The 13,088-nt window shown below is 74.8% G+C and carries 12 protein-coding genes; 6 read left to right on the forward strand and 6 right to left on the reverse strand.

All coding sequences use genetic code 11. The features are described from left to right. A partial coding sequence (locus tag SM793_RS27440) for an alcohol dehydrogenase catalytic domain-containing protein (RefSeq protein WP_320440971.1) occupies positions 1 to 341 on the reverse strand: 341 nt, incomplete at its 3' end. A gap of 89 nt (positions 342 to 430) precedes the next feature. On the opposite strand from SM793_RS27440, the gene SM793_RS27445 reads away from it, so the two are divergent. The 3 genes from SM793_RS27445 (at position 431) to SM793_RS27455 (ending at position 3,533) form a co-directional block, all read left to right on the forward strand. Next, positions 431 to 913 carry a MarR family winged helix-turn-helix transcriptional regulator gene (locus tag SM793_RS27445; protein WP_320440972.1) on the forward strand — a complete coding sequence of 161 codons (483 nt, stop codon included), beginning with the start codon at positions 431 to 433 and terminating at the stop codon, positions 911 to 913. Positions 914 to 1,205: 292 nt separating this feature from the next. Further along, the gene (locus tag SM793_RS27450) at positions 1,206 to 2,312 is read left to right on the forward strand and encodes a serine hydrolase domain-containing protein (protein ID WP_320441000.1); all 1,107 of its coding nucleotides are present in this window, start codon (positions 1,206 to 1,208) and stop codon (positions 2,310 to 2,312) included. Between the two features lie 57 nt (positions 2,313 to 2,369). Then, the gene (locus tag SM793_RS27455) at positions 2,370 to 3,533 is read left to right on the forward strand and encodes a serine hydrolase domain-containing protein (RefSeq protein WP_320440973.1); all 1,164 of its coding nucleotides are present in this window, start codon (positions 2,370 to 2,372) and stop codon (positions 3,531 to 3,533) included. A 135-nt stretch (positions 3,534 to 3,668) separates the two neighbouring features. Here the strand turns inward: SM793_RS27455 and SM793_RS27460 are convergent, their stop codons facing one another. Next, positions 3,669 to 4,496 carry an oxidoreductase gene (locus SM793_RS27460; RefSeq protein WP_320440974.1) on the reverse strand — a complete coding sequence of 276 codons (828 nt, stop codon included), beginning with the start codon at positions 4,494 to 4,496 and terminating at the stop codon, positions 3,669 to 3,671. A gap of 166 nt (positions 4,497 to 4,662) precedes the next feature. Here SM793_RS27460 and SM793_RS27465 point away from each other — a divergent pair, with 166 nt between their 5' ends. Together SM793_RS27465 and SM793_RS27470 are read left to right on the forward strand one after the other, a co-directional pair. Beyond that, a complete protein-coding gene (locus SM793_RS27465; protein WP_320440975.1) occupies positions 4,663 to 5,133 on the forward strand; it encodes a MerR family transcriptional regulator in 471 nt (156 codons plus the stop codon). Next, positions 5,130 to 5,672 (forward strand): MepB family protein, encoded by a 543-nt coding sequence (locus SM793_RS27470; RefSeq protein WP_320440976.1) that lies wholly within the window; start codon positions 5,130 to 5,132, stop codon positions 5,670 to 5,672. The genes SM793_RS27465 and SM793_RS27470 overlap by 4 nt, the downstream gene beginning before the upstream one ends. A 73-nt stretch (positions 5,673 to 5,745) precedes the next feature. Here the strand turns inward: SM793_RS27470 and SM793_RS27475 are convergent, their stop codons facing one another. The 4 genes from SM793_RS27475 to SM793_RS27490 form a co-directional block, all read right to left on the reverse strand. After that, positions 5,746 to 6,330, reverse strand: coding sequence for a TetR/AcrR family transcriptional regulator (locus tag SM793_RS27475; protein WP_320440977.1), 585 nt, complete (start codon positions 6,328 to 6,330; stop codon positions 5,746 to 5,748). Beyond that, positions 6,327 to 6,695 carry a DUF1304 domain-containing protein gene (locus tag SM793_RS27480; protein WP_320440978.1) on the reverse strand — a complete coding sequence of 123 codons (369 nt, stop codon included), beginning with the start codon at positions 6,693 to 6,695 and terminating at the stop codon, positions 6,327 to 6,329. Before SM793_RS27480 ends, SM793_RS27475 begins: the two co-directional genes overlap by 4 nt. A gap of 67 nt (positions 6,696 to 6,762) precedes the next feature. After that, positions 6,763 to 8,271 carry a hypothetical protein gene (locus SM793_RS27485; RefSeq protein ID WP_320440979.1) on the reverse strand — a complete coding sequence of 503 codons (1,509 nt, stop codon included), beginning with the start codon at positions 8,269 to 8,271 and terminating at the stop codon, positions 6,763 to 6,765. Between the two features lie 145 nt (positions 8,272 to 8,416). After that, positions 8,417 to 9,487, reverse strand: coding sequence for a hypothetical protein (locus SM793_RS27490; RefSeq protein WP_320440980.1), 1,071 nt, complete (start codon positions 9,485 to 9,487; stop codon positions 8,417 to 8,419). Between the two features lie 329 nt (positions 9,488 to 9,816). On the opposite strand from SM793_RS27490, the gene SM793_RS27495 reads away from it, so the two are divergent. Continuing rightward, entirely contained in the window at positions 9,817 to 12,996 is a 3,180-nt protein-coding gene (locus tag SM793_RS27495) for an AfsR/SARP family transcriptional regulator (RefSeq protein WP_320440981.1), read from the forward strand. Positions 12,997 to 13,088 lie beyond the last annotated feature (92 nt).

The raw sequence follows: 13,088 nt of genomic DNA on the forward strand, positions 1-13,088 counted from the left end.
GCGCCCCCACCCCCGGCGCCCCCCCCGTCCGGGATGCGGGACGCCATGGCGCCGCTCAGGACCGCGAACTCGGCGTAGGCACCGGTGAAGCACAGCCCGGTGACGCGGTCCCCGACGCCGAAGCCGGCGACTCCCGCGCCCAGTGCGACGACCTCCCCGGCGACCTCGCCGCCGAGCGGGACCGGCTCGCCGCTCCCCCGCAGCTTGCGCACCATGGGCAGGGTCACCCCGACCGCCTCGACCCGGACCAGGACCTCCCCGGCCCCCGGCTCGGGCCGGTCGGCCTCCTCGGCGAACAGCACCTCGGGTCCGCCGTCGACCTCATGGCGAATGCGCAGCACAGGACCTCCCCGTCCGAACTCATTGGATTCCCCAACGATAGAGCGAATGTCATTGGGTTGTCCAACGGTTTGGTGGATAGGCTGAGCCCATGACCTCGGACCTGACCCCAGCCCCGGACCCAGTCTCGGACCCGGACCCCGCCTCGCCGCTCCAGCACATCCAGTCCCTGCCGACGTGGCTCGTCGGCCGGGTCGCGGCGCGCGGCCGGGGGATGGTCGCCGACGCGATCGCCGCGCAGGGGCTGAAACTCATGCAGCACGCGGTCCTGGCCGCGACGGCCGAGTACGGGCCCGTCACCCAGGCCGACCTGGGCCGCCGGCTGTCCGTCGACCCCAAGGACATGGTCGGCATCCTCAACCACCTCCAGGACGAGGGCCTCGTCCTGCGCAGCCCCCACCCCTCCGACCGCCGCAAGAACGCCGTCACCGTCACCCCGGCGGGCGCCGCCGTCCTCACCCGCTGCGGCGCCCTGGCCGAAGCCGCCAACGCCGAACTGCTGGCGCCGCTCACCGCGGACGAGCGGAAGCAGCTGATGGCCCTGCTGACCCGGATCCACGGGGCGACCGCCTAGCGGTGCGCGTTCCGGGTCGGGCCGGGCGGGCGACGCCGGGCGAGCAAAACCGGGGTGTCCCGCCGGACGGCCCCGGGAGTACGGTCCCGTGCTCGGCGCCGACCCGGAGCACGTTCCCGGTGCGGTCTCGTCCCCTGCGCCGACGGATTGACGGGCCGTCGGATGGTCCTCTTGGAGGGCGCCGAGAAGAGCTCCGGCGCCTACCCAGAGGGGCTTTCCCGTGAACGAGCACGCACCGCAGCACGCACCGCAGCAGCACCTTCCGACCCGCCTCCGCGCTGGTCGGCGCGGGATGGCCGCGGCCGTGACCGCGGTGGCCGCCGCCGCCGTGGTGGCCGGCGTCCTGGCGCCGGGCACGGCCTCCGCCGCCCCGCGGGCGGACGTCGTGCAGCAGCGCCTCGACGCGCTGGTGAAGGCGGACGGGATGCCCGCCGCCCTCGCCACCGTCAAGGGCCGCGACGGCCGCACCCGCACCTACACGGCCGGCGTCGGCAACGCGGCCACCAAGGCCAGGGTGCCGGTCGACGGACAGGTGCGGATCGGCAGCAACACCAAGGTCTTCACCGCCGTCGTGGTCCTGCAGCTGGTCGCCGAGGGCAAGGTCGGCCTGGAAGCGAAGGTGGACGACTACCTGCCCGGCCTGGTGCGCGGCGAGGGCATCGACGGCCGGAACATCACGGTCCGCCAGCTGCTCCAGCACACCAGCGGCCTGCCCGAGTATGTGGACCGCGACACTGTCCTCAACGACCCGAAGCGCTACTACGAGCCGCGTGAACTCCTCGACGCCGCGCTGGCCCAGAAGGCCCACTTCGCGCCCGGCGACCAGTGGGAGTACAACAACACCGGCTACCTGCTGGCGGGCATGATCGTCCAGAAGGTCACCGGACGCCCGCTCGGCGAGGAGATCACCAAGCGCGTCATCGACCGGATCGGCCTGCGTCACACCTACTTCCCCGCCCCCGGGGACATGACGATCCACGAGGCCCACCCCAAGGGCTACCAGCGCGCCGAGGACGGGTCGCTGCGCGACTACACGGAGCTGGACCCGTCCTGGGGCTGGGCGGCCGGTGCGATGGTCTCGACCAACACGGACGTCACCCGGTTCTACGGCGCGCTGCTCGGCGGCCGGCTGCTGCCCGCGGCCCAGCTCGCCCAGATGCGCACCACCGTCCCCGCCGAGGGGATCGGCGCCGGAGCCGGCTACGGACTCGGCCTGGTGAGCCGCCCGCTCTCCTGCGGCGGCGTCGCCTGGGGGCACGGCGGGACGATCCCGGGCTACGAGACCGCCGGCGGCACCACCGACGACGGTCGCGCCGTGAGCCTCGCCGTGACCACCATCCCGGACGGTGACACCGCGAAGCGCGTGGACCGGGCGGTGGACGAGGCGCTCTGCCGCTGATCCCCGGGCAGCCACCGCTTCCCCTCTTCCCTTCCGCTTTCCAGCAGTGGAGCCCCGATGAACCAACACGCCCCGCAGCGCAGGGCACACCCCATCCGCCTCGTGCGGTACGCCATGACGGCCACGGCCGCCGCCGGCCTCGCCCTGTCCGCCTTCACCCCGGCCCCGGCCTCCGCCGCACCGCGCCCGGACGGCGTGCAGCAGCGCCTCGACGCGCTGGTGCAGGAGGACGGGATGCCCGCCGCCCTCGCCACGGTCAAGGGCCGCGACGGCCGCAGCCGTACCTACACCGCCGGCGTCGGCGACCTGGCCACCGGGGCCCGGGTCCCGGTCGACGGACAGATCCGGGCCGGCAGCAACACCAAGGCCTTCGTCGCCGTCGTCGTCCTGCAACTGGTCGCCGAGGGCAGGATCGGCCTCGACACGGCCGTCGACACCTACCTGCCGGGTCTCCTGCGCGGCGACGGCTTCGACGGCCGGCACATCACGGTCCGCCAGTTGCTCCAGCACACCAGCGGCCTGCCCGACTACATGGACGCCCCCGCGCTGGCCGACTTCACCGCCATCCAGTACCGCTACTCCGAGCCGCGCGAACTCCTCGACGGGGCCCTGGCCCAGAAGGCGCGCTTCGCCGCCGGGACCGGCTGGGAGTACAGCAACACCAACTACCTGGTGGCCGGCCTGCTGATCCAGAAGGTCACCGGCCGCCCGTACGGCGAGGAGGTCACCAAGCGCGTCATCGACCGGATCGGCCTGCGCCACACCTATGTCCCGGCCGCCGGGGACACCGCCGTCCACGAGCCCCATCCGCACGGCTACCTGCGCACCGCCCCGGACGCGCCGCTGGTCGACTACACCGCGATGGACGCCTCGATGGCCTGGGCCGCGGGGGCGGTCGTGTCCACCAACACCGACCTCAACAGCTTCTACGGCGCGCTGCTGGGCGGCTGGCTGCTGCCCGCCGCCCAGCTCGCCCAGATGCGCACCACCGTTCCCGCGGAACTCCTGGGCGACGGGGTCCGCTACGGCCTGGGGCTCCAGAGCAGGCCGCTGACCTGCGGCGGTCTCGTCTGGGGCCACGGCGGCACCTCCCCGGGCTACCGGACCCGGGGCGGCGTCACGGAGGACGGCCGGGCCGTGAACATCACCGTCACCACCGTCCCGGACGCGCCCACCGGCAAGCGGCTGACCGACGCGGTCGACACGGCCCTCTGCCGCTGACCCCCGGTAGGTTCCGGGGGCGAGCGCCGGTGGGACGGCCAACAGGTGGGAGCGGATCGCGCGGGAGGACTGCGCGCGGTCCGCTGTCACGTGCCGGGCCCGGTGCGGGGGCGCGCGGGGCTCGGACGGCGGCCGTCAGGCGGAGGTGGAGAGCGCGACGTCCCGCCACCGGTCGAGTTCGCGCCGCACCAGCTCCAGCTTCGCCTCGACGCGCTCGACCGCGTCCGCGCCCAACTGGAGGCGCAGCGGCGGCTCGGCGGCCCCGGCGAGGTCGACCACGGCCCTGGCGGCCTTGGCCGGGTCGCCCGGCTGGTGGCCGTCGTAGCGGACCAGCGCCTCGCGCACCGGTCCCGCGCCCTCGGCGTAGTCGGCGATCGAGGCCGGCTCGGTCCGCAGGCTGGAGCCGCCCAGGAAGTCCGTGCGGAAGCCGCCCGGCTCGACGATCGTCACCCGGATCCCGAGCGGGGCCAGTTCGCCGTGCAGTGCCTCGGAGATGCCTTCGAGGGCGAACTTCGACGCGCCGTACAGGCCCGTCGCCGGTGCGGTGGCGAACCCGCCGACGGAGCCGATGTTCAGGACGTGCCCGGACCGCTGGTCGCGCAGGGTCGGCAGCGTCGCCCGCAGGGTGTTGAGCACGCCGAACACGTTCACGTCGAACAGGTCCCGGGCGGCCCGGTCCGAGGTCTCCTCGACGGCGCCGACGAGGCCGTAACCGGCGTTGTTGACGACGACGTCGATCCGGCCGAACCGGGCCAGGCCGGCCTCCACCGCGATGGCCAGCTGCCCCGGTTCGGTCACGTCCGCGTCCACCGCGAGCAGGCCGTCCGGCGTGTCCGGGTACGCATCGAGCACGGCCGACGAGTCCCTCGCGGTGGCGATCACGCCGTGCCCCCGGTCCAGCGCCTCGCGGACGATCGCCGCGCCGAGCCCCCGCGATGCCCCGGTGACAAACCAGATACTCATTCTTCTCCCCGTTCCGGTGGGCCTGTGGGCCTGTGGGCCTGTGGGCCTGTGGGCCGATGGGCTTGGGCCGATGCGCCTGTGGCCCTGTGTGCCCCGATGCGCTGACGGCCCGACGCTAGGTCCTAGAGTCGGGTCTAGATCAACAACAGTACGAGGGGGAACGCTGATGGACCTGAGCATCGGTGAGGTGGCGCAGCGCAGCGGGCTCAGCGTGCACGCGCTGCGCTTCTACGAGCGGGAGGGCCTGTTCGCCAACCCGGTACGCCGGCTGTCCAACGGCCGCCGGGTCTACCACGAGGAGGACCTGGAGTGGCTGGCGATCTGCACCAGGCTGCGTTCCTCCGGGATGTCCCTGGCGGAGATCCGCCAGTACATCGAGCTGGCCCGCCAGGGCCCGGGTAATGAACGCGAACGGCTCGCCCTGCTGCGCCGGCACCAGGACCATGTGGAGGCACAGGTCCGGGAACTCCAGGGAACGCTGGAGGTGATGCGGGACAAGGTGCGGATCTACGAGGCCCACCTCGCCCGCGGCGAGGCCGACCGCCTCTGGAACCCGTCCCACCGGGCCCCGACCGTCCCTCAGCCCTGTCCGGTCCCGGTCACGGCCCCGGCCTCGGACGCCGAGGCGGCCTCGTGATCGGGCCCCACCCTCTCGAACCGTGGTCGGACGGCGTCCCGGTCGACAGCGACCTCCTCGCGGCGAAGGCGCTCGTCTACGACCCCTGCGGGTTCGTCTGCTCGCAGCCGGTTCCCGAGGCCGAGAGTGCCGCCTACGCCGCCCACGCGTTCACCCTCGACGGCCTCGCCGTCCGGTTCCGCGCGGCCAGGACGACGCCCACCAAGGTCGGACAGTTCGTGACCGTGTGGAAGAGGTCGCCGGGCGGGCCGATCCAGCCCTTCGACAGCACGGACGCCATCGACCTCGTCGTCGTCAGCACCCGTGACCGTCACCACTTCGGCCAGTTCGTCTTTCCCGTGGACGCGCTCCGCCGGCACGGTGTCGTGTCGACGAACGGCGCCGGTGGGAAACGGGCCTTCCGCGTCTACCCGCCCTGGGTGACGACCGCCAACCGCCAGGCCGGCAGCTCGCAGGCCTGGCAGCTGGATTACTTCCTGCACCTGCGCCAGGACGGGCCCGTCGACTCCGCCCGCGCCCGTGGGCTGTACCACCCGTAGGACGGCGTCGCGACGGCACGGCACAGGCTCAAGACCGACGGGCCCCGGTGCCCCGGGCGTGCGGGTTTCCGGGTCACAGGCCCGGGGTGCGGTGGAGGGAGATCAGGAGGCGCCAGACGCGGGCGGCGAGGTCGTCGGGGGTGGCTTCGACGGCGCCGTGGAGCCAGTCGGCGAGGAGGGCGGTGAAGGCGCCGGCCACCATGGAGGCGACCAGTTCGGGCTGCGGGGCGCCGGCGAGGGTGCGTTCGGTGCGGCTGCGTTCGCGGAGTTCGCGGTGGAGTACCTGGCCGAGGGGGCCGCTGCCGCCCGGGGCGAGCAGGGAGCGGTAGAGGTCGGCGTGCGGGAGCAGGGCGGCGAGGAAGGCGGCCAGGGCGGGCGGCGGGGTGGCCGGGTCGGGGAGGCCGCGCCAGGCGTGCAGGGCGTCGACGGCCTCGCGCACCACGTCGGCGCAGGCGTCGACGGCGAGGGCCTCGAGGTCGGCGTAGTGCAGGTAGAAGGTGGCCCGGCCGACCCCGGCGCGGCGGACCACGGCGGCGACGCCGGTCGCGCTCAGCGGCTGCTCGGCGCACTCCTCCAGCAGGGCCTGCCGCAGTCGGGCCCTGGTGCGGGCGGCCCGGGGGTCCTCGGTGTCACGGGCCGGCGCGCGGTCCGGGCTCATCGGGCGGCCAGGACGGCGCCTAGGGCCAGCGCGCCGGGCAGGGCCTGGGCGAACAGGATCCGCCGGTTGGCGGTGGCGGCGCCGAACACGCCCGCGACGACCACGCAGGACAGGAAGAAGACCTGGGCCTGGAAGCCGGTCGCGGTCGAGCCGCCGGCGATCAGGCCCCAGACCAGTCCGGCGGCGAGGAAGCCGTTGTAGAGCCCCTGGTTGGCGGCCAGCGGGGCCGTCGTCCGGGCGAGTCCGGCGTCGAAACCGGACAGCTCCCGGCCGGGCCGCCGCTGCCACAGGAACATCTCCAGGACCAGGATGTACAGGTGCAGGGCGGCCACCAGGGCCACCAGGACGTTCGCGGCCGTACGCACGGTCGGCCTCCTTCGCTCATGGACAGGTGTCCAGCATACCTGGACACCTGTCCAGACGAGTCGGGCCCTACTGGGGGTCGAAGTCGCCGTCCCGCTCCTCGCGGCGGCTCTCCTGCGCGTCGTACTGGAGCTGGAAGTCCATCTCGGTCTCGTCGAGCACCTCCCGCCGCGCGAAGAACTCGCCGCCGAGCACGTCGTCGCCGCCGTGCTGGTGCCAGTCGGCGAGGATCTGCCGCGGCGCGGCCGTCACGGCGCGGTTCCCGGCGCCGGGTACGACGGTGAGCTGGTACGCCTCGCCGGTGGTCGCGGGCGACCGGTAGGTGAAGGTGTGGTACTTGAGGTCCCCGGCCGCCACCCCGTTGGCCACCAGCCGCTGGTAGGCGTGCACCAGGCCGGGGTTGGCGAAGTTGCAGAGCAGGACGGTGACGCCGTCCCGGGAGAGTTCCCGGGCGACGTCGACGATGGTTTTCTGGAACTCCGCGCCGTCGTCCCCCGTGCCGTAGGTGTTCGCGGTCCTGGAGTCGGCCGTCTCCGGCGACACCGCGTCGGCGGGCACCAGTCCGTTGCTGAAGTCCGGGAACGGGCAGTCCATGAAGACGATGTCGCCCGGCTCGGCCAGCTCGCAGGTGCGGCGGAAGTCGCGGCACTCGAAGTCGAACGCGGTGCCCAGCACCTTGTCCCGGACCGCGCCGAGCCGGGCCTCCTCCTGGCTGCGCAGCGCGACGAGTTCGCCAGCCGTGCGGTCCTTGCAGGTGGCGACGACGGCGCCGGTGGGGCTCAGCTTGGTGCCGTGCACGCAGCGGTTGACCAACCAGATGTACTTGAAGCAGGTCGCCATCGCCGTCGCCGGGTCGTCCCCGGCGCGGGCCAGCGCGGCCTTGCCCTGCTGGAGTTCCTGCAGCAACCGGGCGAAGCTGGAGGTCAGTTGCCGGTCCCAGACGGTCGCCATCCGCAGGTACTCGTCGACGAAGCGCGCGCCGAGCCGGCGCATCGTCCAGTAGCCGCCGACGACGTAGTGGTTGAGGTCCCCGGCGAGGACCGAGGCGAACAGCTGGACGCCGCCGGTGAAGGCCTTCCCCCAGCAGGCGGAGTTGAGGAAGATCTGTCCCGAGCCGACGAACGGCTCGATCAGCCGGGGCAGTCGGCCCTTGTTGTCGACGAACTTGGCCTGCGCGACCCGGGCGAGCGCGAGTTGGGTGAAGTGGGTCCGGTTGTGCTTGTTGCCGGTGTACGGGGTGAGCCAGGCGAACTGCTCCGATTCCGGCACCAGGAGGTTGGTGAACGCGCCGACGTAGCTGGTGTGCTGCTGGACGAAGCCCTGGTAGGCGCTGCCCTGGATGCCCGCGAAGTAGTTGAAGTCGCTCACGGTGGACAGGTTGCCGGAGCGGACCGCCCGGTAGTCCGGTACCACCATGTCGCGCGGAACCGGCCGGAAGTCGGCGCCGATCGTGAAGCCCCGGGCCGGCCGCCCGTTGCGCATACGGCCGAGGCCGCAGACGGCGCAGGGCATGCCGTCCTGGTTGCGCGCTCCGGTGTAGTCCCGCTCGAACCCGCAGCGGTCGCAGTAGATGTGCACGGTGTGCCCCCTCGGAAGTCGTCCCCCGCGTGCCAGTGGGTCGACAGTAGGGGGCGCGACGCGGCCGCGCGGGTGGAACGGCGGAAGGTCCGTGCAGGTCGGGGGCGAACGGCGGACCGGACGGAGCCGATGACACTACACACCGTCAGCAGCGGGTGTCCCAGTGGTGCAGGGCGTCCAGCGCGGTGCTGCGGTCGGCGAGGGTGGGGGCCGCGTCGGGGGCGCCGAGCAGGTAGTCGGCGACGGGGGTGAGCAGCAGCGCGCCGCCGTCGTGGGAGTCGCCGGCGCCCAGCAGCCGGGCCTCGTCCCAGCTGTGGCGGATGACGGTGCGGCGCAGCAGGCTGCCGTGCCGGACGGGCAGTCGGGGGGTGGCGGCGGCCTCGGCGCGGCGGCGGCGCTCGGGGGCGAGTTCGGGGGTGAGGGCGGTGCGGACGGCGGCCAGGGTGCCGAGCGGCAGCAGCGGGGCGGCGAGGTCGAGCAGGGCGGCGGCCTCGGGGGCGAGGCGGTAGGCGGCCAGGACGGCGGCGGTCTCGGCGGGTTCGAAGGGCTGGTCGGTGAGACAGGAGAGGTCGAGCAGGGTGAGCGGGTCGGGGCCGGCGGGCGGTTTCCCGGCGTCGGGGTGCCGCCCGTGCCGCAGTTGGGCCTCGGCGAGCGCGATGAGGCATTCGACGTGGTCGTCGGCGACCAGGTAGGGCCGGACCGGCACGGTGGCGCAGTCGCCGGGCAGGGCGGCGGTGGCCAGGCGGACCCGGAACCAGGGGTCGAGCAGCGGGTCCTCGGCGGGCCAGCGGAGGGTGACGGCGGTGTGGTGCGGGCGGTCGCCGAGCAGGGTGACGTCGATGGTCTCCACCGGGTGGTCGGTGACCAGGCGGACGACGGCCTGCCAGAGCGCGGCCTCGCCGGGGGCGACCAGGTCGAGCGCGGCCTGGGGCCGCAGCAGGTCGGCGGGGTAGTAGCCGGCCAGCGGGAGGCCGTGGATGGCGCGGACGCCGGTGGACCGGGCCAGGTCGAGGGCGAGGCCGGCGTAGCGGTCGGCGCGGGCGCGGGCGCGGCGCAGTTCGGCGCGGGCGGGCTCGCCCATCCGGACGTCCTCGCGGGCCAGGGCGGAGAGCACGAGGTGGGGCAGGTGACGGCTGCCGCGGGCGCGGTGGAGCAGTTCGGCCGGCCCGTCGGCCGGGTCGACGTCGAGCAGGTGGTACAGCAGAGCGGTGTTCACGGACGTCCGCCTCCGAAGGTATGGTCATGGCGCCCCACGCCGCCGACGGCCGAGGGCGGGGGCGATCACGACCGGGCACAGGGGGTACCCGGTCGCGGGAGGTGAAGGGGGGCGCGGACCGGACCGTCTCCGGAGGGCCCCGGCAGGGTGATTCTTGCCGGTGGGGTTCAACGCCCGGTCACCGCAGGCTCAACGGGGTCTCGACACCGGGCTCGACCTTGTGGTTCACAACTCACACAACATCTGACATGTGCACGAACGGGGCGGGCACTGTCCTTGGGGCAGCAGGGGGCAGTATGAGCGATCTCCGTTTTTCCGTACTGGGTCTGATGCGGGCTCACCGCGGCGCGACGGCGCTCAAGGTGGGCAGCCCACAGCAGCAGGCCATGCTGGCCGTACTGCTACTGAGGCCCGGCCACTCGGCCAGCGCCACGGACCTGATCGCGGCACTGTGGGGCGAGGAGCCGCCGGGGGCGGCGATGACCACCGTGCGGACGTACGCGTGGCGGTGGCGGAAGGTCCTGGACGCCGTGGCGGCCGACGAGGAGCACCCCGGCGAGAAGGCCGCGGGCAGCGTCCTGATGTCGATGGGGGACGGGTACCGGCTCGTCCTGCCCAAACTCGCGGTGGACGCGGAGCAGGCGGAGGCGCTGGCCGCCGAGGCGGAGCGGACCGCCGGGGCCGACCCCCTGCGCGCCCGCGACCTGCTCAACCAGGCGCTGGAGCTCTGGCAGGGCGAGCCGCTGGCGGGGATCCCCGGGCCGTTCGCGGAGCGGCACCGGCAGCGTATGGAGGAGCTGCGGCTGACCCTGCTGGAGGAGCGGATCGGCCTGGACCTGGCACTCGGCCGCTACTCGCGGTGCATTCCCGAGCTGACCTCGCTCACCACCGAGCACCCGCTGCACGAGCGCGCCTACGGGCTGCTGATGCGGGCGCTGTACCAGGCCGGGCGGCAGGCGGACGCGCTGGCGGTGTTCCGCGGCGTCCGGCAGCTGTTCCTGACCGAACTGGGGGTCGGTCCCGGGGCCGAGCTGGCGCAGTTGCACCGGCGGATCCTGGAGGGCGACGCGACGCTGGCCGCGCCGCAGCCGCCGGGCCCCGCCGCAGGCGGGCCGTCCTCCGCTCCGGGCGGGGCGTCCGGCGCCGGGCCGGGCAGCCCCCGCGCCGAACGGGCGGACGCCGACGGGGCGGCGGGCCGCACCGGCGTGGCCGAGGACCCGGGCGACGGGGCGACGGTGGCCGGGCGCGGTGCCCGGCCGGCGGGCGCCCCGCCGCGGCCCGCGCAGCTGCCGCCGGACGCCGCCGACTTCACCGGGCGCACGGCCCCGGTCCGGGTGCTGCACGCGGCCCTGGCCGCCGCCGCGCCGGACGCGGAGGGCGGGGCCACCGGGCAGCCGCGGGCGCTGGTGGTCGCGACCGTGGTCGGCATGGGCGGGGTCGGCAAGACCGCGCTGGCGCTGCACGTGGCGCACCGGGTCAGGGACGGCTACCCGGACGGCCAGCTGTACGTGGACCTGCGCGGCTCGGACCGGGTCCCGGCCGATCCGGAGGCGGTGCTGAGCGGCTTCCTGGTGGCGCTCGGCGTCCCGGCGGACGCGGTGCCGGACGGGCTGGACGCGCGCTCCGCGCTGTTCCGCTCGGTGGTGGACGGCCGGCGGCTGCTGCTCGTCCTGGACAACGCCAAGGACGCGGCGCAGATCCGGCCGCTGCTGCCCGGGGCGGTCGGCTGCGCGGTGCTGACCACCGGCCGCACCCGCCCGGCCGGGCTGCCGGCGACGGTCCAGGTCGATCTGGACGTGTTCCAGCCGGAGGAGGCGCTCGACCTGCTCGGCCGCACCATCGGCGCGGAGCGGCTGGCGGCCGAACCGGCGGCGGCCCGCGAGCTGGTGGTGGCCTGCGGGCACCTGCCGCTGGCGGTGCGGATCGTGGCGGCCCGGCTGGCCGCCCGGCCGGGCTGGACGGTGGAGACGCTCAGCCGCCGCCTCCAGGTGGAGCGGCGGCGGTTCGACGAGCTGCGGATCGGGGACCTCGCGGTGGCGGCGGCCTTCGAACTGAGCTACCGCCAGCTGACCGCCGACCAGGCCCGGGCGTTCCGGCTGGTCGCCTCGGTGGACGGGCCCGACATCGGCCTGTCGGCCGCCGCCGCGCTGCTGGACCTCGACGAGTACGACGCCGAGGACCTGCTGGAGGCGCTGGTGGACGTGGCGATGGTGGAATCGCCGTTCCCCGGCCGGTACCGGTACCACGACCTGCTCCGCGCGTTCGCCCGGCGACGACCGGCCCTGGGCCCCGGTCCGGACGGCGCGGGCGGGGCGGGCAGCAGTAGCGGTAGTGGCAATGGTGGGGACGACGGGGCCGACCACGGCGGCGGGGAGGCCGTCGCCGCCCGGGACCGGCTGCTCGACCATCTGCTGGCCACCGCGTGCAGCGCGTTCCAGCACGCCGTGCCGGGCGATCCGGCCGCGGGCGCGCTCGGCCCGGCCCACTCCCCCGGCGTCCCGCTGTCCGGCCGGGAGGCAGCCCGCGAGTGGGCGACGGCCGAGCGGGCGGGCGCGGTCGCGCTGGCGGCCCAGGTCGCCGCCGACCCGGCGGCCGGGCTCGGCGCGGCACTGCGCGCCGCGACCGATCTGCTGATCGCGCTCACCCCGTTCGTGCTCACCCCGCCGAGCCGTCAGCTCGCGGCGACCGCCGACGCGCTGGCCGAGGCCGCGGCCCGGCACGGCGACGTCCGGGCGGAGGGGCGGGCGCACTTCCTGCGCGGCAACGTCGCGCTGGCCGCCACCCGGCTGGACGCGGCCGAGGAGGCGTCCCGGCGGGCGGTGGAGGCCGCGCGGGCGGCCGGGGACTCGGTGATCCTGCGGCAGGCGCTGAACGACCTCGGGCTGATCTGCCAGTTCCTGAGCCGCTACGACGAGGCCGTGGACCACTACGACGAGGCGCTGCTGCTGGCCAACCGGCTCGGGCACCGCTCCGGCGCGCTGATGACCACGGTGAACGCGGCGCTGGCACGGGTGCGCAGCGGACGGGCCGACGAGGCGGTGACGATCTGCCACGAGGCGCTGGCCGAGTTGCGGACCCGGCAGGACGACCCGGGCCGGGCGTACACGCTGTACGTGCTTGGGCTGGCGCACCACGCGCTGGGGCGGCACGAGGAGGCGGTGACCTGGTTCGGCGAGTGCCTGACGGTCTCGGTGGCCGCCGGTCTGCGGGACCGCGCCGCGCACGCGCGCTACCGGCTGGCGGACAGTCTGCGCGAGCTGGGCCGGGCGGACGAGGCGCTCGACCACGCGGAGCAGGCGCTGCGGCTCTGCGAGGAGCTGGGGGCGGAGCGGGACCAGGCGCAGGCGCTGGTGGTGCTCGGCTGCGCGCTGGCGGACCTCGGGCGCGGGGCCGAGGCGGGGGCGCGGCTGCGGGAGGCCCACGCGATCTTCCGGCGGCTGGGGCTGCCGGAGGCCGCCGAGGTGGCGGGGCTGCTCGCGGAGCCGGCGTTCGCGCTGGTGGATCCCTGATCGGGGCGGTGTGACGGGGCGGCAGAAACGGTTCTGCTCGCGGTTCTTCAGCAGCTCACGGTGCTTCGGCGGATCACCCTGGTTCGGCGGAT

It is taken from the genome of Kitasatospora purpeofusca (genome assembly GCF_034043715.1).
Classification (GTDB): domain Bacteria; phylum Actinomycetota; class Actinomycetes; order Streptomycetales; family Streptomycetaceae; genus Kitasatospora; species Kitasatospora purpeofusca_A.